Genomic DNA, 20,026 nt, shown 5'->3' with positions numbered 1-20,026 from the left:
AGAAAGAACTTACAAATATAGCATTGCAAACTGGGAAGCAGGCGATTGCAGGATATGCCAACCCGGCGGCTAAGACACTATTTTTGACAATTGGGGCAATAGTAAGTGGAACGCTGCCCTTGGCGCAGCAGCCGGATCGGCGTTGCGCAGACCCGACAGGGCTCGCCGGCCCGTCCGTAGACCGTGGCTTCGAGCTGGAAATAGCCGTTCTGCCCATCCACGTTGGAAAAGTCGCGCAGCGTGCTGCCGCCCTTCTCGACCGCCCGGGCCAGGATTTCGCGCACGGCCGCATGGAGCCGGGCTGCCCTCGGCCGGCTGATGCGCGCAGCCGAAAGCGTGGGCCGGATGCCGGCCAGGAACAAGGCCTCCGACGCATAGATGTTTCCAACGCCGACCACCACGTCGCCCGCGAGCAGCACCTGCTTCACCGCGGCCTTGCGCTTGCGAAGGCCGGCGTGGAACGCGTCCAGGTCGAAGCCGTCGCCCAGCGGCTCCATGCCGAGGCCGCCGAGCAGCTTGATGGCCCAGGGCGCGGCTTCGTCCTCCACGTAGACCACGGCGCCGAAGCGGCGCGGATCGTTCAGCCGCAGCGTGCCGAGTTCGGTCACCAGATCGAAGTGGTCGTGAACGCCCGGCGCGGGCAGCGCCGCATCGAAGCGCAGGCTGCCCGACATGCCCAGGTGCAGCAGCAGCAGGCCGCGGTCCAGGTCGATCAGCAGGTACTTTCCGCGCCGGCGTACCTGCAGCACGCGGCGACCGACCAGCGCCTCGGGCATCACCATGAGTGCCCAGCGCAAGGGTTTGCCGATGCGAACCGCATCGATGCGTGCACCGGCAATGCGTTCGGCAAAACCGCGCCGCGTCACTTCGACTTCGGGAAGCTCTGGCATGAAATAAAAACTCCGGGCTGCGACGAAGCCCCACGCGGTGCTCGCTCAAAAGCTTGGATTATTATGGTTCGATGATTCCATCGCTCCGCCGACACCGCCTTGCGGCGGCCGCGTCTTTCGTCGTGTTGCTGGCTTGCGCCGCGCATGCGCAAAGCTCCGATCCCGCCGCGCCCAGGAGCCCGGCACCCATCATCGAACGGCCGGCACCCTCCCGCCCCGGCACCAAGCCGGCGCCGGCCGCTGCCGCAGCCGCCGCGAAGCCGGCCGGCGACCCCGAGGCCCAGCGCTCCGCGCTGACGGCCGAGCTGTTCTACGAAATCCTGATGGGCGAGATGACCGCGCGCTCCGGCGATCCCGGATCGGGTTATGCGCTGGTGCTCGATGCAGCCCGGCGGCTGCGCGACGGCAAGCTGTTCCAGCGCGCGGTCGAGATCGCGCTGCAGTCGCGCTCCGGCGACGCGGCGCTCGCGGCCTCGCGCGCATGGCAGGAAACGCTGCCCAACTCGCGTGATGCACGGCGCATCGAGCTGCAGATACTGATCGCGCTCAACCGCATCGGCGAAACGGTGGAGCCGCTGCGGGTCGAGATCGCGGCCACGCCGCAGATCGAGAAGCCGCTGCTGATGGCGGTGATCGCGCGCAACTACTCGCGCGCCTCAGACAAGAAGCAGGCCGCCTCGGTGGTCGAGCAGGCGCTGGCCGACGAACTCAAGAGCCCGGCCACCGGCGCGCTGGCCTGGGCCACCATCGGCCGCATGCGCCTGAATGCCGGCGACACCTCGGGCGCACTGGACGCCGCGTTCAAGGGCCAGCAGATGGACCCCGCCTCCGATGCTCCGGCCGCACTTGCGCTCGAGATGATCGACCCCGGCCAGCCGCTCGCGGAGCCGATCGTCACGCGCTACCTGGCCAACAACCCGAAGGCGCCGCCCGACCTGCGCATCGCCTACGCGCGCGTGCTGGTCGAGAACCGCCGCTATGCGGATTCCACCGCGCAGCTGCAGGCGCTCACCGCGGCGCGCCCCGAACTGGCCGAGCCCTGGCTGCTGCTTGGCAGCCTGCAGGCGCAGGCCCGGCAGGACGCGGCAGCCGAAACCTCGCTCAAGCGCTACATCGACTTGGCGGCCAACCAGAAGGACCCGGACGACCGCCAGCGCGGCACCACCCAGGCCTACCTCGTGCTCTCGCAGCTGGCGGAGCGCCGCAAGGACTTCACGGCCGCGGAGCGCTGGCTCGCACGCGTCGACGGCACCGACGAGCTCGTGGTCGCGCAGACGCGCCGCGCGGGCCTGCTGGCGCGCCAGGGCAAGCTGCCGCAGGCGCGCGAACTCGTGCGCGGCCTGCCCGAGCGTGCGCCCGAGGACAAGAAGCAGAAATTCCTCGCCGAAGTGCAGCTGCTGCGCGATGCCAAGCAGTACCAGGCGGCCTACGACATGCTGGCGCAGGCCTCCGCCGCCGCCCCGAACGACAGCGACCTGGTCTACGACCAGGCCATGGTGGCCGAAAAGCTCAACCGCCTCGACGAGATGGAGCGGCTGCTGCGCAGGCTGATCGAGCTCAAGCCCGAGAACCAGAACGCCTACAACGCGCTCGGCTACTCCTTTGCCGATCGCAAGATCCGCCTCGACGAGGCCCGCACGCTGATCCAGAAGGCCGTGCAGCTGGCGCCGGAAGACCCCTTCATCGCGGACAGCCTGGGCTGGGTGGAATTCCGGCTGGGCAACACGACCGAGGCCATCCGCATCCTCGAGACGGCCTACAAGACCCGGCCCGATCCGGAGATCGGCGCGCATTTCGGCGAGGTGCTCTGGGCCACCGGCCAGAAGGACCGCGCGGTCACGATCTGGAAGGAAGCCCTGCTGAGCGACGCCGAGAACGAGACCCTGCAGGAAACGCTCAAGCGCCTGCGGGTCAAGCCGTGAGCGTGCCCGCCCCGCGGCTGGCCGATGGCGGCCGCCGCGCCCTGCTGCTCGCGGGCGCGGCCGCACTGCTCTCGATGGCCGGCTGCGCCCAGCTGGCGGGCGGCCCCTCCGCCCCCAGGAGCACGGACAGCTGGAGCGGCCGCATGTCGCTGCGCATCGACAGCCAGCCGGTGCAGACCTTCTCGGCATTGTTCGAATTGCGCGGTTCTCCCGAAGCGGGCGAGCTCTCGCTCACGAGCCCGATCGGCAGCACCCTGGCCCAGCTGCACTGGTCGCCCGGCCAGGCCCTGCTCAAGAACGGCAGCGAGGTGCGGCGCTTCGAATCTGTCGACGCACTGATCGAGGCCGCCACCGGCGCGGCCATACCGGTCGGCGCGCTGTTCGGCTGGCTCGCGGGCCGCAACGAGCCCGTACCCGGCTGGCGGCCCGACCTCGCGCAGGTCGCGAACGGCCGACTGCAGGCCACCCGCGAGTCTCCCGGCCCCACGGCGGACCTGCGCATCGTGTTCGAGCGGTCATGAAGGCGATCTACGACCTTCCCGCACCGGCCAAGCTCAACCTCTTCCTGCACATCACCGGCCGGCGCGACGACGGCTACCACCTGCTGCAGTCGGTCTTCATGCTGATCGACTGGTGCGACACGCTGCACGTCGAGCTGCGCAGCGACGGCCAGCTCAGCCGCGAAGACCTCACGACCGAACTGCCGCCCGACGACCTCGTGCTGCGCGCGGCACGGGCGCTGCAGGCACATGCGGCGCCCGGCCAGGGCGCCCACATCGGCATCGCCAAGCAAGTGCCGGCGCAGGCCGGCATGGGCGGCGGCTCCTCGGACGCCGCCACCTGCCTCCTGGCGCTGAACCGCCTGTGGGGGCTGGACCTGCCGCTCTCGCGCCTGGCCGAGATCGGCGTGAAACTCGGCGCCGACGTGCCGTTCTTCCTGGGCGGGCGCAATGCCTGGGTCGAGGGAATCGGCGAGAAAATCAGGCCCGTGGCCATCCCTTCCGCGCGGTTCGTGGTGGCCAAGCCACCCCAGGGACTCGATACCCGTTTAATTTTTTCTGCGCCCGACCTTCAACGCGCCACTCCTGTTGCTACAATCTCGGGCTTTGCTGCAGATAGCGAACAGCTTGAAGCCCCAAACCCCGAAAGCAGCGCTTTCAAGGTTTTCGACTTCGGCCACAACGACCTGCAGCCGGTTGCCCAGCGGCTTTGCCCCGCGGTCACCGACGCCATCGAATGGCTCGGCGCCCAAGGATTGAAAGCCCGGATGACCGGCTCCGGAAGTTCGGTTTTCGCGAAAATGCCGCAAGGGCCGCAGGAAGCGGAACTGGCAAAAGCCCCACCGGGCTGGCAGGTTCGCCAATGCAGCAACCTGGCCGTTCATCCACTTTGGGGATGGGCGACCTGAAGATAATCGGACCGTCATGGGTCCGATGCGACATATCGGTTTGTGGCGAAAGCCATCGACCCGTGTAGGGGAGTCGCCAAGCTGGTTAAGGCACTGGATTTTGATTCCAGCATGCAAAGGTTCGAATCCTTTCTCCCCTGCCAAATTTTCAAACTGCGGCCCACCGGCCGCAGTGCTTCTTTTGCAGCATGCCCGCTGCAATAATCGACAGCCCTCGGGCTGCCACGACTCGAACTCTTTGGCGGCTTCCTAAAAGCCAATTCGCACTGCCGGGACGCGCTCATGCAGGCTAATCACCCTGATTTCATGGTTTTCACCGGCAATGCCAATCCTGGCCTTGCCGCAGAAATCGCGCAGAACCTCGGGACCTCGCTGGGTGCCGCGCGCGTTGGACGCTTCTCCGACGGCGAAGTCACCGTCGAGATCAACCAGAACGTCCGGGCGCGCGATGTGTTCGTGGTGCAGTCGACCTGCGCACCGACCAACGAAAACCTGATGGAACTGCTGATCATGGTCGACGCGCTCAAGCGCGCCTCGGCCGAGCGGATCAGCGCGGTGATTCCCTACTACGGCTATGCCCGCCAGGACCGCCGCCCGCGTTCGAGCCGCGTGCCGATCTCGGCCAAGGTGGTGGCCAACCTGCTCGAAACCGTGGGCGTCGAGCGCGTGCTCACGATGGACCTGCACGCCGACCAGATCCAGGGCTTCTTCGACATTCCGGTCGACAACATCTATGCGTCGCCGGTGCTGCTGGGCGACCTGCGCCAGAAGAACTACGAAGACCTGATCGTGGTCTCGCCCGACGTCGGCGGCGTGGTGCGCGCCCGCGCACTGGCCAAGCAGCTGAACTGCGACCTCGCCATCATCGACAAGCGCCGCCCCAAGGCCAACGTGAGCGAGGTCATGAACGTGATCGGCGAAATCGACGGCCGCAACTGCGTGATCATGGACGACATGATCGACACCGCCGGCACGCTGGTGAAGGCGGCCGAAGTGCTCAAGGAGCGCGGTGCGAAAAGCGTCTACGCCTATTGCACGCACCCGATCTTCTCGGGCCCGGCCATCGAGCGCATCACCCACTCCGCGCTCGACGAAGTGGTCGTGACCAACACCATTCCCCTTTCCGACGGCGCCCTGGCGTGCGGAAAGGTCCGCCAGCTCTCCGTGGCACCGCTGATCGCCGAAACGATCCAGCGCATTGCCAAGGGCGAGTCGGTGATGAGTTTGTTCTCGGACCAGGACAACCTGTTCTGATCTGGGCAAAAAGCGGGCGCCACCTTCCCTTTCTGGAATGGCGCCCTTGTTGAACCGGAGTCGCACTGGTCGCGGTGGACTCTCACAGGAGTTGTTATGAAATTCGTCGCTTTTGAGCGCGCCAAGCAGGGCACGGGTGCGAGCCGCCGTCTCCGCATCTCGGGCAAGACGCCCGGTATCGTCTACGGTGGTGAAGGCAAGCCCCAGCTGATCGAGCTCGATCACAATGCGCTGTGGCACGCCCTCAAGAAGGAAGCCTTCCACTCGTCGATCCTCGAAATGGAACTCGGCGGCGCCACCAGCAAGGTGCTGCTGCGCGACGTGCAGTACCACCCGTTCCGCCAGCTGGTGCAGCACATCGACTTCCAGCGCGTGGACGCCAAGACCCGCATGCACATGAAGGTGCCGCTTCACTACAAGGGTGAAGAAGAGTCCGACGCCGTCAAGCTCGACCACAACCTCGTGACGCACGTCATGACCGAACTCGAAGTCAGCTGCCTGCCGGCCGACCTCCCCGAGTTCATCGAAGTGGACCTCTCGGGCCTCAAGAAGAACGCCACGCTGCACGTCAACGACATCAAGCTGCCCAAGGGCGTGAAGTTCGTGAGCCACGGCAAGCTGAACCCGGTCATCGTGTCGGCCGTGCCGCCGCTGGTCTCCGAAGAGCCGGCACCCGCCGCCGAAGGCGCAGCACCTGCCGAAGGCGCAGCAGCAGCAGCAGCCGGTGGCAAGCCTGCCGCCAAGACGGCAAAGCCCGCCGCGAAGAAGTAATTTCCCTCGCTTCCCTGCAGAAGGCCCGCCGCGTGCGGGCCTTCTGCTTTTTGGGCGGCGAGATAATTCCCTCATGATCAAGCTGTTTGTCGGCCTCGGGAATCCGGGGCCTGAATACGAAGCTACCCGGCACAACGCCGGCTTCTGGTGGATCGACGCCCTGGCGCGCGACTGGAAGCTCAACCTCGTGCCCGAGCGCAGCTACCACGGCCTTGCGGCACGCACGAACATCGGCGGGCAGAGCGTCTGGCTGCTGGAGCCGCAGACCTTCATGAACCTGTCGGGCAAGTCGGTGGGCGCGCTCGCGCGCTTCTTCAAGATCGCGCCCGAGGAAATCCTCGTGGTGCACGACGAGCTCGACGTGGTGCCCGGCCAGGCCAAGCTCAAGTTCGGCGGCAGCCACGCGGGCCACAACGGCCTGCGCGACATCCATGCGCAACTGGGCACCGGCGACTACTGGCGCCTGCGCCTGGGCATCGGACACCCCGGCGTGAAGTCGGAGGTCATCAACTGGGTGCTCAAGAAGCCACTCAAGGAGCAGCGCGAAGCCATCGAGGACGCCATCGTGCGCACGCTGCACGCGGCGCCCGCGCTGGTGGCGGGCGAAATGGAAAAGGCCACCTTGATCATCCACACGAGCAAACCGCCCCGGCCCAAACCGCCGCGGCGGGAGCCCGGCGACGGAGGCACGCCCGCCACCGCCTAGTCAGCCGGCCAAGAGAGCGCGGGAGAGAAGAGAAAAGGGAGAGAAAAAGAAATGAAAAATAGAACCAGGACCAGGAAAGCAGCGGCTGCCGCCTTGCTTCTGGCGGCCTGCGGCACTTTCTGGATGCCCGCTGCGGCACAGGGAAAGTCCGCGACCTACCGCTGCGGCAACACCTACACCGACCGCCCCTGCGAAGGCGGCAAGCAGCTCGCGCTGGACGACGCGCGCACCGAGGCGGACCGCCGCGCCGCAGAGGCCGCCACGCGCCGCGCCGAGCAGCGCGCCGACCAGCTCGAACGCATCCGCCTGTCGCAGGAAAAGGAGGCCTACGAGCGCAGCCGCCGCTCGGCGCACGACGCCCGGCAGGCCGCCATGGCCGAACGCCGGCTCGCGGCTTCCGAACAGCTCGCGCGGGCACGCGCCCAAAAACTCGGCGCCGAACCCCGCAAGTCGAGCCCGCGCTTCAGCGGTGCGGCCGACGACGGGCCCGCCGCCGCGCAAGGCGGAAGCCGCAGGAAAAAGCGCAACGGTTCAAGCGCCGGCTGAGGGCGCGGGCGGCTCGGCAGCCGCGGCCTTTGCCTTGGCCGCGGCGAGCCGCTCGAACTTCTGCCAGAGCGTCTCGCGGCTTTCCACGTGGGCCGGGTTGATCGGGATGCACGCCACCGGGCACACCTGCACGCACTGCGGCTCGTCGAAGTGGCCGACGCATTCGGTGCACTTGTGCGGGTCGATCTCGTAGAACTCCGCGCCCATGTAGATCGCATCGTTCGGGCACTCGGGCTCGCAGACATCGCAGTTGATGCATTCGTCGGTGATCATGAGAGCCATGCCCCGATTATCGCGAACAAGGCACGGTTGTTGCACGAGTCGGGTTATGCTGCGCCCCGCCCCATGAGTCTGTTCATTTTCAAGCGCCTCGCCACGCTGATCGCCACGTTGATCGGCGCCTCGGTCATCGTCTTCCTCGTTCTCGAGATCCTGCCCGGCAATGCCGCGCAGATGCTCATGGGGCCCGACGCCGCGCCCGAGGCGGTGGCCGCGCTGGCCACCAAGCTCGGCCTCGACCAGCCAGCCTGGACGCGCTACTGGCACTGGATCGCGGGCCTTCTGACCGGCAACCTGGGCGACAGCTACGCCTACAGCTCGCCGGTGCTCGACCTCATCCTCGAACGGCTGGCGCTCACTGTGCCGCTCGCGCTGCTCGCTATGGCCTTCACCACGGTGCTTGCGCTGCTGGTGGGCGTGACCGCCGCCGCGCGCCACAACAAGCTCGGCGACGTGGGCCTGATGGGTCTCACCCAGGTGGGCATCGCCATTCCCAATTTCTGGTTCGCGATCCTGCTGATCCTGGTGTTCTCGGTGCAGCTGCAGTGGTTCTCGGCCGGCGGCTTCGAGGGCTGGGGCGAAGGCATCTTCGCGGGCCTCAAGTCGCTGCTGCTGCCGGCCCTGTCGCTGGCGGTGGTGCAGGCCGCGATCCTCGCGCGCATCACGCGCTCGGCGGTGCTCGAGGTGATGCGCGAAGACTTCGTGCGCACCGCGCGCGCCAAGGGCGTTTCGCAGCGCGCGGTGCTCTGGACCCATGTGCTGCGCAACGCGATGATCCCGGTGGTCACCGTGATGGGCATGCAGTTTTCCGAGCTGCTGGCCGGCACCATCGTGGTGGAGAACGTGTTCTACCTGCCGGGCCTGGGCCGGCTGATCTTCCAGGCCATCAGCAACCGCGACCTGATCGTGGTGCGCAACTGCGTGATGCTGCTCGCGGCCCTGGTGGTCATCGTGAACTTCGTGGTCGACGTGCTCTATGCCGTGATCGATCCGCGCATCAAGGCGAGCGACATATGAGCACCACCACCATTCCGAGCGCGGCCGCGCTCAAGGTGCCCGGGTTCTGGCGCCGCGCGCTCCGGCACCGCAGCTTCGTGCTCGGCGGCGTGCTGACGCTGCTCCTGCTGCTGGCCGCCGCCCTCTCGCTGGTGTGGACGCCCTGGTCGCCCTACGAGATGGACATGGCCAGCAAGCTCAAGCCGCCCTCGGGCGCGCACTGGCTGGGCACCGACACCTTCGGGCGCGACGTGGCCTCGCTGCTGCTGGTGGGAGCGCGCGCCTCCATCCTGGTGGGCGTGATCGCGGTGGGCATCGGCCTTGTCGTGGGCACCGCGCTGGGCCTGCTCGCCGCGGCGCGGCGCGGCTGGGTCGAGGAAGCGATCATGCGGCTCACCGATTTCTCGCTCGCGTTTCCGGCCATCCTGTCGGCCATCATGATGACGGCGGTGTTCGGCGCCGGCATCGTCAACGCGATCGTCGCGATCGGCATCTACAACATCCCGACCTTTGCACGCATCACGCGCGCCTCGGCCAATGCCATCTGGTCGCGCGAATACGTGGCGGCCGCGCGGGCCTGCGGCAAGGGCTCGTTCGCCATCACGATGCAGCACGTGCTGCCCAACATCTCGGCCGTGCTGATCGTGCAGATCACGATCCGCTTCGCCATTGCCATCCTGGCCGAGGCCGCCCTTTCCTACCTTGGCCTGGGCACGCAGCCGCCGCAGCCCTCGTGGGGCCGCATGCTGAGCGAGGCGCAGACCATGATGTTCCAGTCGCCGCTGCTCGCGGTGTTTCCCGGCATGGCCATTGCCATGGCGGTGCTCGGCCTCAACCTGCTCGGCGACGGGCTGCGCGACCTGCTCGACCCGCGCCTTGCGCGCGCCCGCTAAGCGATATGCCACTGCTCGAAGTCAAAGACCTGCACGTCGAACTGCAAACGCAGCGCGGCCCCGCCGAGGCCGTGCGCGGCATCGGCTTCACGCTGGAGCGCGGCGAAACGCTGGGCGTCGTGGGCGAATCGGGCTGCGGCAAGTCGATCACGGTGATGTCGCTGATGGGCCTGTTGCCATCGACCGCCAAGGTCAGCGGCAGCATCCGCTTCGATGGCACCGAGCTCGTCGGCCTCGGCGAAAAGGCCATGTGCCAGATCCGCGGCAACCGCATCGGCATGATCTTCCAGGAGCCAATGACGGCGCTGAACCCGGTGCACACCATTGCGCGCCAGGTCGGCGAGCCGCTGCGGCTGCACCGCGGACTCACGGGCGCCGACGCGCGCAAGGAAGTGCTGGCGCTGCTCGATCGCGTGGGCATTCCCGATGCGGCTTCGCGGCTCGATGCCTATCCACACCAGTTCTCGGGCGGGCAGCGCCAGCGCATCGGCATTGCCATGGCACTGGCCTGCGGCCCCGACCTGCTGATTGCCGACGAGCCCACCACCGCGCTGGACGTCACCATCCAGAAGCAGATCCTCGAACTGATCCAGGGCCTGGTCGCGGAGCGCGGCATGGCGCTGATCCTGATCTCGCACGACCTGGGCGTGATCGCCCAGAGCGTCTCGAAGATGCTGGTGATGTACGGCGGCAGCGTGGTCGAGAGCGGCCCGACCGACACCGTGTTTGCCGAGCGCGCGCATCCCTACACGCAGGGCCTGTTTGCGGCGCGGCCGGCGCTTGGCGCGCCGCGCGGCATTCGCCTGGCCACCATCCGGGGCAGCGTGCCCGAACTGGTCGACCTGCCGCCGGGCTGCCCCTTTGCGGGCCGCTGCAAGTACACGGTCGATGCCTGCCACACGACGCGGCCGCCGCCCGCCGTGCTGCGGCACGCGCACGCGGTGCGCTGCATCCGGCTCGAGGAAATTGCGGCGGAAGGCGCGCTCGAATCATGAACCAACCCGCCAGCACGCAGCCCCTGCTCGAGGTGACGGACCTCGTGCGCCACTACGCGCTGCCGCGCGAAAAGCTCTTCGGGCCGCCGCCGCTGGTGAAGGCGCTCAACGGCGTGAGCTTCAGCGTCGCGGCCGGCCGCAGCCTGGGCATCGTCGGTGAATCGGGCTCGGGCAAGTCGACCATCGCGCGCCTGGTGATGGCGCTCGACACGCCCACCTCGGGCAGCGTGCGCATGCTGGGCCGCGACCTGCACCGGCTGCCCAAGGGCGAGCTGCGCGCGGCGCGGCGCGATTTCCAGATGGTGTTCCAGGACCCGTATGGCTCGCTCGATCCGCGCCAGACCGTGGCGCGCATCGTCGCCGAGCCGCTCGAAGCGCTGGCCGAAACCAGCCGCGCCGAACAGCGCGAGCGCGCCTCCGAGGCGCTGGCCGCCGTGGGCCTGCGCACCACCGACATGGACAAGTACCCGCACGAATTCTCGGGCGGGCAGCGCCAGCGCATCGCGATCGCGCGCGCGCTCATCACGCGGCCCAAGCTCATCGTGGCCGACGAGCCCGTGAGCGCGCTCGACGTGTCGGTGCAGGCGCAGGTGCTCAATCTCATGCAGGACCTGCAGCAGCAGTTCGGTGTCAGCTACCTGCTCATCAGCCACGACCTCGCGGTGGTGAACCATCTGTGCGACGAGGTCTGCGTGGTGTGGAAAGGCAAGATCGTCGAGCAGGGCTCGCCCGGCGAGCTCTTTCGCAATGCCCAGCATCCCTACACGCGCACGCTGCTCGACGCGGTGCCGCGCACGCCCGTCGGCGGCACGCTGCTGGCGGCCTGACATCGGAGCTTCGCGGACTGGTTCTAGGATCAGTGGGTCATAAGCATCTGGTTGCGCGGCCGCCTGCCTGCGCGCAAGATGCCTGCCCTTGTTCCGAGGACACCGCTTCATGCTCAAACGACGCACCCTGCTCGCCACCGGCGCCGCCGCCCTGGCTCCTCTCGCGCTGCCGGCGACCGCCTTCGCGCAGAGAAAGAAGGACGCGCTGGTGCTGGCGCTCACGCTCGAACCTACAGGGCTCGACCCCACGGCCAAGGCTGGCGCCGAGATTGCGGAGGTGGTGCTCTACAACGTCTTCGAGACGCTCACCAGGATCAATTCCGATGGCAGCGTTTCGCCCCTGCTGGCCGAGCGCTGGGAAATCTCGCCCGACCTCAGGACCTACACCTTCCAGCTGCGGCGCGGCGTGAAGTTCCACAACGGCGAGCCCTTCGACGCGAACACCGTCAAGTTCTCGTTCGACCGCGCCGCCGCGGCCAACAGCACCAACAAGGACAAGCGCACCTTCACCAACATCGCCGCGCAGGTGGTGGACGCGCACACGGTGGTGCTGATCAGCAAGGAGATCGAGCCCGAGCTGCTCTTCCTGCTGGGCCAGGCCTCGGCCATCATGGTCGAGCCCAGGACGGTGGAGACGAACGCCGTCAAGCCCGTGGGCACAGGCCCTTACCGGCTCGACAGCTGGGCCAAGGGATCGGCCATCGTGCTCGCCAAGTGGGAGGGCTGGCGCAACGCCGACGCGGTGCAGATCCGCAAGGCGAGCTTCCGCTTCATCTCCGAGCCGGCCGCGCAGACGACGGCGCTGCTCTCGGGCGATGTCGACCTGTTCCCGCACGCCTCGGTCTCGCGCAGCCTGCCGCAGTTCCAGAACGACAAGCGCTTCCAGGTGGTGTTCAACGCCTCGCGCGGCAAGACCATCCTGGCCATCAACAACAGGCGCAAGCCGCTCGATGACGTGCGCGTGCGCCGCGCGATTGCCGCGGCCATCGACCGCAAGGCAGTGATCGAGGCCGCCGCGGACGGCCGCGGCGTGCCCATCGGCAGCCACTACGTGCCGGGCGCGCCGGGCTATGTCGACACCACGGGCATCAACCCCTACAACGTCGAGAAGGCGAAGCAGCTGCTGGCCGAGGCGGGCGTGAAGACGCCGCTCGAACTCGACCTGGTGCTGCCGCCTCCGCCCTATGCGCGGCAGGGCGGCGAGCTCATTGCCGCGCAGCTGGCCAAGGTGGGCATCGTCGCCAAGGTCCAGAACGTCGAGTGGGCGCAGTGGATCAGCGGCACCTACGGCAACAGGAACTACGACCTCTCGCTGATCCTTCACGTGGAGCCCTTCGACCTCGTGAACTACACCAAGCCCGAGTACTACTGGGGCTACCAGTCGGCCAGGTTCAACGAGCTGTTCGACAAGGCGCGCAACAGCGCGCGCACCGCCGACCGGCTGCGCTACCTGGGCGATGCGCAGCGCCTGCTGGCCGAGGACGCGGCCAATGTCTTCCTCTACCAGCCGCAGTTCATCACAGTGGCGGCGCGCGGCTTGCGCGGGCTCTGGAAGGACACGCCGATCTTCGTCAACGACATCGCCGCGCTCTCCTGGAGCTGAGCCCGGCATCCGGGAACGTCCCGAGGAAATAGCGCCTGCGCGGACCAGCGCCGAAGCCTGCGCTGCGAGAGAATGGCTCGCTGCCCGCGCGTGGCATCTTTCGTGCTGCGTGTCCTTCCTTCGTGCCGCCGCGCCTCCATTCGGGGCGCGCCGCGCATGGGAAGCAGCCATTCGCATCCATCGTTTTTCCGGAGATCACAACGTATGTTGAACCGTCGCACCCTCCTTGCCACCGCCGGCGCCACCGTGGCGCTGGCCTCTCCCATCGCCGGCATGGCGCAGGGGCGGAAGGACGCCATCGTGATCGGCATGGCGCTCGAGCCGCCGGGCCTGGACCCGACCGCCGGCGCCGCGGCCGCCATCGCGGAGGTGGTGCACTACAACATCCTGGAGACGCTCACCAAGATCAACGCCGACGGCAGCGTCACGCCGCTCCTGGCCGAGAGCTGGGAAATCTCGCCCGACCTGAAGACCTACACCTTCAAGCTGCGGCGCGGCGTCAAGTACCAGAACGGCGAGCCCTTCAATGCCGCCGCGGTGAAATTCTCCTTCGACCGTGCCGGCGGCGAGAAGAGCACCAACAAGGACAAGCGCACCTTCGCGAACCTGAGCACGCAGGTGGTCGACGACTACACCGTGGTGGTCATCAACAAGGAAATCGACCCCGACCTGCCCTTCGTGCTGGGCCAGGCCACGGCCGTGATCGTCGAGCCCAAGAGCGCCGACGGCAACGCCACCAAGCCGGTCGGCACCGGCCCCTACAAGCTCGACAACTGGGCCAAGGGCTCGTCGATCACGCTGAGCAAGTGGGAGGGCTTCCGCAGCCCGGCCACAGCCAAGATCAACAAGGTCACCTTCCGCTTCATTTCCGACACGGCCGCGCAGGCCGCCGCGCTGATGGCCGGCGACGTCGACGTGTTCACGCGCATCGGCACGCGCGCGGTGCCGCAGTTCAAGATGAACCCGCAGTTCCAGGTGATCCTGGCCGGCTCGCGCGCCAAGACCATCCTGTCGATCAACAACAAGAAGAAGCCGCTGGACGATGTGCGCGTGCGCCGCGCCATCCTCGCGGCCATCGACCGCAAGGCCGTGATCGAAGGCGCGGCCGACGGCTTCGGCGTGCCGATCGGCAGCCACTACGTGCCGGGCGCCGCGGGCTATGTCGACACCACGGGCATCAACCCCTTCGACCTCGAGAAGGCCAAGAAGCTGATGGCCGAGGCCGGCGTGAAGACGCCGCTCGAACTCACCATGACGCTGCCACCGCCGCCCTACGCACGCCAGGGCGGCGAGGTGATCGTGGCGCAGCTCGCCAAGATCGGCATCACGGTCAAGGTGCAGAACGTGGAGTGGGCGCAGTGGCTCAGCGGCACCTACGGCAACAAGGACTACGACCTGTCGATCGTCTCGCACGTCGAGCCCTTCGACCTCGGCAATTACGCCAAGCCCGACTACTACTGGGGCTACCAGTCGAAGCCCTTCAACGCGCTGTTCGACAAGATCAAGGCCACAGCCAATGCGGCCGAGCGCAACAAGCTGCTGGGCGAAGCGCAGAAGATGCTGGCCGTCGATGCAGCCAACGGCTTCCTCTACCAGCCGCAGTTCCCCACCATCGCGAAGAAGAACGTGAAGGGCCTCTGGAAGGAGAACCCGATCTTCGTGAACGACCTCTCGGCGCTGTCGTGGGGATGAGTGCCGACGTGTCCTCCTCCTCATCCTCTTCTTCATTGAACGAGCTTTCCGCCCAGGAACTCTCCGCCGCCTACCGCGACAGGCGCCTGTCGCCTGTCGAAGTCACGCAAGCCGTCATCGCGCAGATCGAGCGCTGCGAGCCCAGGCTGCAGGCCACCTGGCTCTTCAGGCCCGAAGCCGCGCTCGAGCAGGCACGCGCTTCGGAAGCACGCTGGCAGCGCGGCGACGCGCTCGGCCCGCTGGACGGCGTGCCGGCCACCATCAAGGAGAACATCGCGACCCGCGGCGATCCGATGCCGGCCGGCACGGCCGCCGTCGACCTGAAGCCCGCGGCCGCCGATGCACCGCCCGCCGCGCGCCTGAAGGAGGCCGGCGCGGTGATCGTGAGCAAGACCACCATGCCGGACTACGGCATGCTGTCTTCGGGGCTATCGAGCTTCCACACGCTGGCGCGCAACCCGTGGGACCTGAGCCGGACCCCCGGCGGCTCGAGCGCCGGCGCCGGTGCCGCGGCCGCCGCGGGCTACGGCCCGCTGCACATCGGCACCGACATCGGCGGGTCGCTGCGGCTGCCCGCGAGCTGGTGCGGCATCTTCACGCTCAAGCCGAGCCTGGGCCGCATCCCGATCGACCCGCCCTACATGGGCCGCGCGGCCGGGCCGATGACGCGCAGCGTGGGCGATGCGGCGCTGATGATGCAGGTGCTTTCGAAGCCCGATGCGCGCGACAGCATGAGCCTGCCGCCGCAGGACATCGACTGGGAGAGCTTCGACGTGTCGCCCGACCACCTGCGCGGGCTGCGCATCGGCCTGCTGCTGGACGCGGGCTGCGGCCTGGCGGTCGAGCCCGAGATCCAGGCGGCGGTCGAGCATGCGGCGCGCCTGTTCGAAAAGGCCGGCGCCATCGTCGAGCCGATGCAGCCGTTCATGTCGCAAGCCATGCTCGACGGCATGGACCACCTGTGGCGCATGCGCTCGCTGGTGGACATGAAGGCGCTGCGCCCCGACCAGCGCGCCAAGGTGCTGCCCTACATCCGCGAATGGGCCGAGAGCGCGGCCGAGTTCAGCGGCGAGCATGTGTTCCGCGGCTTCAGCCAGTTCCATGCGACCCGCGTGGCCACGGTGCAGGCCTGCGCGCGCTTCGACTACGTGATCTCGCCGGTGTCGCCGAACATGCCTGCGGCCGCGGAGGCGCCGTCCCCCACCAACGATCCGCTGCGGCCGCTGGAGCACATCGGCTTCACGGTGCCGTTCAACATGTCGGAGCAGCCGGCGTCGTCGGTGAACTGCGGGTACTCGGCGAGCGGGCTGCCGATCGGGCTGCAGATCGCAGGGCAGCGCTTCGACGACCTCGGCGTGCTGCGCGTGTCGCGCGCGTTCGAGCAGATTCGGGAGCCTCAGCGGCCCTGGCCTGTGGCGCCTTGAACGATGGGACAGCCGCTGCTGTTCAGGGCGCGCTCCCGCCGACGGGGTACCTTGCTCCGCGAATGTCCTCCGGCCTGCGGCCTCCCCCTTGATTTCGCTGCGCAAGGCACCCCATCGACGGGAGCGTTATTCAGAGCGGTCGTTGATCAGCGGTACACCAGCAGCGTGCCCCAGTGCCCAGGGCATCGGGTGCTCCCCGCAGCGAAATAAAGGAGGAGCCGAAGGCGGGGGACATTCGCGGAGGGGAGTACCCGGTGGCCTGGGCACGCGCCCTGAAAAACGACAGCGCTCGAACAAAACAGCAGCAACAAGAAATCAAGTCGCAGCGTAGCGCCCCGGCCTGTGGTTGATCCATAGAAAAAGCCCCATCACCACCGCAGCCAGCACCGACCATCCCACGCGCTGCGGCGGAATCACGAACAGCGCGAGCAGCACCACCGTGCAGTCGATGCCGATCTGCACCTTGCCGGCGGGCCAGCCGCGCTTTTCCTGCAGGTACAGCGTCAGCACCGTCGCGCCACCCAGGCTCGCACGATGCCGCGCGAGGAACAGGCATCCTGTGCCCAGCAGCAGGCCGCCGAGCACCGCTGCGAAGGCCGGGTGCAGCGAATCGATCGAGATGTAGCGCGGCGCCCAGTCGGTCATCACCGACAGCAGTGCAATCGCCGAAAACGTCTTGACCGTGAAGGCCCGCCCCATGTGGCGCCATGCAAACCAGTAGAACGGCAGGTTCACCAGGAAGAACACCTTGCCGAAGCTCACGCCCGTGGCGTAGTGCAAGAGGAATGCGACACCGGCCGTGCCGCCCGTGAGCAGCCCCGCCTGGCCGAACAGCATCATGGCAATGGCGACGAACAGGGTGCCCGAAAAGATGGCCTGCGCATCGTCGAAACGCGAGTGGCGCAGCAGTTCGGGGCGCGTGGCGGGTTGTTGTGGCGCATCCATGGCGGGCCTGACGCAAATCCCGCGCCACCTGGCGGCCTCAGACCAGGTGGGTCGCCAGCATCTCCCGCGCCCGCGTCACGAATTCGGTCTCTCCGCGGCGCGCGGGCAGGAACTGGAACGCGACCCGGGGCAGGGCCGGCAGGCCGTGCGGCGGCGCCAGCCGGCCAACCCCTTCGCACACCGCCGATTCGTTCAGGCAGGCCACCCCCAGCCCCGCAGCCAGCGCCGACTGCAACCCCGCGACGCCCGACGCCACGTGCGCCAGCACATACGGCACGCGCCGCCGCCGCAGCAGCGCCACCGTGTACTGGTGCAACGAGCAGGTGTCCGGCAAGGCCAGCAGCCGCACCGGCTCGCCGCGTGCGAGCCGCATGCCGGCCGCGCCGAGCCACGCGAGCGATTCGCGCCGGATCACCGGAGCCTTCGCACCCGGCTCGGTCGATGGCGACGTTCCGGCGATGTTCATCGCGAGCCCCACGTCGAAATCGCCGTGCGCATAGGCGGCCCGCAGCGCGTCGCTCTTCATGATGCTCACGTGCAGCCGCACCTGCGGATAGCTCTCGCCAAGGCGCCCCAGCAGCCGCGTGAGATCGCCGGGGCGAAAGTAGTCGGTCACGGCGAGCCGCAATTCGCCCTGCAGCGTCTCGCCATGCAGATCGCGGAACGCCTCGTCGCTGAGCGCGAGGATGCGACGCGCATAGGCCAGCAGGCGCGTGCCGGCCTCGGTCGGCGCCACGCCGGCCTTGCTGCGCGTGAGCAGCGACTGCCCTGCCCGCTCCTCGAGCTTGCGGATCTGCTCGCTGACCGACGACTGCGACAAGAACACGCGCGGCGCCGCGGCCGTGAGGCTGCCGGCATCGATCACGGCGGCCAGGGTGCGAAGCTGCTCCAGGTCGAAGGTCTGCATGGTTCATCCATCCGTTTACCCGATGGATACCATCATATCTTCCCGCTTTTCCGATTTCACTGCAGTTCCCACAATAGCCCCATCGTTCACTCATTCCTTCATGGAGCTCCCCATGCCGCACATCGTTGTCCACCTCTCGGGCGAGCCCGACGCCCAGCTCACGCGCAAGACGGTCGACGTGGTCGCCGAACTGACCCAGAGCGTGCTCGGCAAGCAGCTGCCGGTGATCGCCGTCACGGTGCAGTACATCGCCGCCGACACATGGTTCATCGGCGGGCAGTCGCTGGCCTCGCTCGGCAAGTCGGCCTTCCACCTCGACATCAGCATCACGGACGAGACCAACACCAAGGCGGAAAAGGCGCGCTACCTGCGCGAGGTGCATGCCGCCATGGCGCGGCTGCGGCCCGACCTGCACGAGGTTTCGTACATCCACGTGATCGACGCCCGCGGCGCGGCCTACGGCTACGGCGGAAAGACACAGGAGTACCGCCACCAGCAAGCGGGCGTTTGAAGCCCGCGGCGGGGCATGGCACCATGCGGCCATGCCCCCCGCCACCCTGCACGCCGACAGCTTCGGCAACCCGCTCACGCTCGACGATGCCGCCAGCCTGCCGCTGGTCGAAGACTTCACCATGGGCTTCGTGTCGACCGAGGCACGCGCGGTCAATCTGCTGGCCCTGGCCGACAGCGACGCGAGCCCGATGGTGCAGGCCTACTGCGCAACGCTGCACCTCTTCGCCGAATCGCGCGATGCCGCGGCCAATGCGCGGCCCTTTCTTGCCAAGGCCCGCGCCGCATCCGAACGCGCCACGCCGCGCGAACGGCGCTACATCGCGGCCATCGAAGCCTGGGCCGAGGGCGACATCGCCAAGGCCATCGCCCTGCACGCCGAGCAGGCTCGGGAGCATCCGCGCGACCTCGTGTCGGTGAAGCTGGGGCAATACCACTGCTTCAACACCGGCGACTGCCCGGGCATGCTGCGCCTGGCGCTCGCCGCGCTGCCGGCCGCATCCGACGTGCCCTATGTGCATGGCATGGCGGCCTTCGGCTACGAGCAGTGCCACCTGATGCGCGAGGCCGAGGCCAGCGCGCGCCGCGCCATCGGCATGTGCCGCAAGGAGCCGTGGGCGCACCATGCGCTGGCGCATGTGATGCTCACCGAGGGCCGGCTCTGCGAGGGGCTGGCCTTCATGCAGGGCGTGAGCGACAGCTGGAGCGGGCTCAACTCGTTCATGGTCACGCACAACTGGTGGCACGTGGCGCTGTTCCTGATCGAGCTCGGCCGCGACGATGAAGCGCTCGCGCTGTACGACCGCGAGGTGTGGGGCGTGGTGAAGGACTACTCGCAGGACCAGATCGGCGCCGTCTCGCTGCTGGCGCGCTTCGAGCTCGCGGGCATCGGCGTGGGTGCGCGGTGGGACGACGTGGCGAGCCACCTGCTGCAGCGCACGGCCGACCACGTGCTGCCCTTCCTCGACCTGCAGTACCTGTATGGCCTGGCGCGCGCCGGGCGGCCCGAAGCGGACACGCTGCTGCGCAACATCGAAGCCCATGCGGCGCGCGCGCCGCTCTCCACGCGCGCCGCCTGGCAGAGCGTGTGCGTGCCGGCCGCGCGCGGGCTCGTTGCCCATGCGCGCGGCGATTTCGCCGCCGCCATCGAAGGACTCGGCAGCGCCCTTCCGCGCATGCTCGAGATCGGCGGCAGCCATGCGCAGCGCGACCTGTTCGAGCAGGTGTACCTCGATGCGCTCGTGCGCACCGGCAGCCAGGCCGCGCTCGCGGGTGCCCAGGGCATCCTGCAGCAGCAGCTCAACGGCCAGCCCGAATCGCTGCGCCTGCGGCGCCAGGCCGGCGAGGTTTATGCGCGGCTCGGCCTCGGGCAGCTCGCCTCCCGTCCTTGAGAAAGGCCATGCCTTCCGGTCATGGGAGTTGGCGCAAAAGGAATTAACGGACACGCGGGGGCGACTT

The 20,026-nt window shown here is 68.0% G+C and carries 20 protein-coding genes and 1 tRNA gene; 17 read left to right on the top strand and 4 right to left on the bottom strand.

What is annotated here, in order from left to right:
• Positions 1-77 precede the first annotated feature (77 nt).
• Positions 78-890, bottom strand: a complete 813-nt coding sequence (gene mutM / locus VPA02S_RS21585) for a bifunctional DNA-formamidopyrimidine glycosylase/DNA-(apurinic or apyrimidinic site) lyase (protein WP_062365549.1) — start codon at positions 888-890, stop codon at positions 78-80.
• A gap of 71 nt (positions 891-961) precedes the next feature.
• Here mutM and VPA02S_RS21580 point away from each other — a divergent pair, with 71 nt between their 5' ends.
• The 8 genes from VPA02S_RS21580 (at position 962) to VPA02S_RS21545 (ending at position 7,497) form a co-directional block, all read left to right on the top strand.
• Positions 962-2,812 carry a tetratricopeptide repeat protein gene (locus VPA02S_RS21580; RefSeq protein ID WP_062365548.1) on the top strand — a complete coding sequence of 617 codons (1,851 nt, stop codon included), beginning with the start codon at positions 962-964 and terminating at the stop codon, positions 2,810-2,812.
• The gene (locus VPA02S_RS21575) at positions 2,809-3,333 is read left to right on the top strand and encodes a lipoprotein insertase outer membrane protein LolB (protein ID WP_062365547.1); all 525 of its coding nucleotides are present in this window, start codon (positions 2,809-2,811) and stop codon (positions 3,331-3,333) included. Before VPA02S_RS21580 ends, VPA02S_RS21575 begins: the two co-directional genes overlap by 4 nt.
• Positions 3,330-4,220 carry a 4-(cytidine 5'-diphospho)-2-C-methyl-D-erythritol kinase gene (gene ispE / locus VPA02S_RS21570; protein ID WP_062365546.1) on the top strand — a complete coding sequence of 297 codons (891 nt, stop codon included), beginning with the start codon at positions 3,330-3,332 and terminating at the stop codon, positions 4,218-4,220. Before VPA02S_RS21575 ends, ispE begins: the two co-directional genes overlap by 4 nt.
• A 66-nt stretch (positions 4,221-4,286) precedes the next feature.
• Positions 4,287-4,363: transfer RNA gene (locus tag VPA02S_RS21565), tRNA-Gln, on the top strand.
• A gap of 139 nt (positions 4,364-4,502) precedes the next feature.
• Complete coding sequence (locus VPA02S_RS21560) at positions 4,503-5,474, top strand: ribose-phosphate pyrophosphokinase (RefSeq protein ID WP_015867115.1); 972 nt, start codon at positions 4,503-4,505, stop codon at positions 5,472-5,474.
• A gap of 96 nt (positions 5,475-5,570) precedes the next feature.
• On the top strand, positions 5,571-6,245 hold the full coding sequence (locus VPA02S_RS21555; protein WP_015867116.1) for a 50S ribosomal protein L25/general stress protein Ctc: 675 nt from the start codon (positions 5,571-5,573) through the stop codon (positions 6,243-6,245).
• A gap of 73 nt (positions 6,246-6,318) precedes the next feature.
• Positions 6,319-6,951: an aminoacyl-tRNA hydrolase gene (gene pth / locus VPA02S_RS21550; RefSeq protein ID WP_015867117.1), complete on the top strand. Its 633-nt coding sequence runs from the start codon at positions 6,319-6,321 to the stop codon at positions 6,949-6,951.
• Between the two features lie 51 nt (positions 6,952-7,002).
• Entirely contained in the window at positions 7,003-7,497 is a 495-nt protein-coding gene (locus VPA02S_RS21545; RefSeq protein WP_026284248.1) for a hypothetical protein, read from the top strand.
• Here the strand turns inward: VPA02S_RS21545 and VPA02S_RS21540 are convergent.
• On the bottom strand, positions 7,483-7,779 hold the full coding sequence (locus VPA02S_RS21540; RefSeq protein ID WP_028256292.1) for a YfhL family 4Fe-4S dicluster ferredoxin: 297 nt from the start codon (positions 7,777-7,779) through the stop codon (positions 7,483-7,485). The two genes, VPA02S_RS21545 and VPA02S_RS21540, sit on opposite strands and share 15 nt — an antisense overlap.
• A 63-nt stretch (positions 7,780-7,842) precedes the next feature.
• Here VPA02S_RS21540 and VPA02S_RS21535 point away from each other — a divergent pair, with 63 nt between their 5' ends.
• From VPA02S_RS21535 to VPA02S_RS21505, 7 genes are all read left to right on the top strand, one after another.
• Entirely contained in the window at positions 7,843-8,793 is a 951-nt protein-coding gene (locus VPA02S_RS21535; RefSeq protein ID WP_015867120.1) for an ABC transporter permease, read from the top strand.
• On the top strand, positions 8,790-9,665 hold the full coding sequence (locus VPA02S_RS21530; protein WP_062365545.1) for an ABC transporter permease: 876 nt from the start codon (positions 8,790-8,792) through the stop codon (positions 9,663-9,665). The genes VPA02S_RS21535 and VPA02S_RS21530 overlap by 4 nt, the downstream gene beginning before the upstream one ends.
• 5 nt (positions 9,666-9,670) lie before the next feature.
• Entirely contained in the window at positions 9,671-10,660 is a 990-nt protein-coding gene (locus tag VPA02S_RS21525; protein ID WP_062365544.1) for an ABC transporter ATP-binding protein, read from the top strand.
• Positions 10,657-11,487, top strand: a complete 831-nt coding sequence (locus VPA02S_RS21520; RefSeq protein WP_062365543.1) for an ATP-binding cassette domain-containing protein — start codon at positions 10,657-10,659, stop codon at positions 11,485-11,487. The genes VPA02S_RS21525 and VPA02S_RS21520 overlap by 4 nt, the downstream gene beginning before the upstream one ends.
• A gap of 109 nt (positions 11,488-11,596) precedes the next feature.
• Positions 11,597-13,090, top strand: a complete 1,494-nt coding sequence (locus VPA02S_RS21515; protein ID WP_062365542.1) for an ABC transporter substrate-binding protein — start codon at positions 11,597-11,599, stop codon at positions 13,088-13,090.
• A 204-nt stretch (positions 13,091-13,294) separates the two neighbouring features.
• Complete coding sequence (locus VPA02S_RS21510) at positions 13,295-14,782, top strand: ABC transporter substrate-binding protein (RefSeq protein ID WP_062365541.1); 1,488 nt, start codon at positions 13,295-13,297, stop codon at positions 14,780-14,782.
• Positions 14,779-16,206 (top strand): amidase, encoded by a 1,428-nt coding sequence (locus VPA02S_RS21505; protein WP_062365540.1) that lies wholly within the window; start codon positions 14,779-14,781, stop codon positions 16,204-16,206. Before VPA02S_RS21510 ends, VPA02S_RS21505 begins: the two co-directional genes overlap by 4 nt.
• Positions 16,207-16,521: 315 nt before the next feature.
• Here the strand turns inward: VPA02S_RS21505 and VPA02S_RS21500 are convergent, their stop codons facing one another.
• Positions 16,522-17,151: a YitT family protein gene (locus VPA02S_RS21500; RefSeq protein ID WP_062365539.1), complete on the bottom strand. Its 630-nt coding sequence runs from the start codon at positions 17,149-17,151 to the stop codon at positions 16,522-16,524.
• A 37-nt stretch (positions 17,152-17,188) separates the two neighbouring features.
• Positions 17,189-18,058: a LysR family transcriptional regulator gene (locus tag VPA02S_RS21495; protein WP_062365538.1), complete on the bottom strand. Its 870-nt coding sequence runs from the start codon at positions 18,056-18,058 to the stop codon at positions 17,189-17,191.
• Between the two features lie 112 nt (positions 18,059-18,170).
• Here VPA02S_RS21495 and VPA02S_RS21490 point away from each other — a divergent pair, with 112 nt between their 5' ends.
• Together VPA02S_RS21490 and VPA02S_RS21485 are read left to right on the top strand one after the other, a co-directional pair.
• Positions 18,171-18,569, top strand: coding sequence for a tautomerase family protein (locus VPA02S_RS21490; protein WP_015867129.1), 399 nt, complete (start codon positions 18,171-18,173; stop codon positions 18,567-18,569).
• 31 nt (positions 18,570-18,600) lie between these two features.
• Positions 18,601-19,959 carry a tetratricopeptide repeat protein gene (locus tag VPA02S_RS21485; protein WP_062365537.1) on the top strand — a complete coding sequence of 453 codons (1,359 nt, stop codon included), beginning with the start codon at positions 18,601-18,603 and terminating at the stop codon, positions 19,957-19,959.
• The last annotated feature ends 67 nt before the right edge of the window (positions 19,960-20,026 follow it).

This window comes from Variovorax paradoxus NBRC 15149 (assembly GCF_001591365.1).
In the GTDB taxonomy this organism is placed as follows: Bacteria; Pseudomonadota; Gammaproteobacteria; order Burkholderiales; family Burkholderiaceae_C; genus Variovorax; species Variovorax paradoxus.
This window is presented reverse-complemented; position numbering and strand designations above follow the sequence as displayed.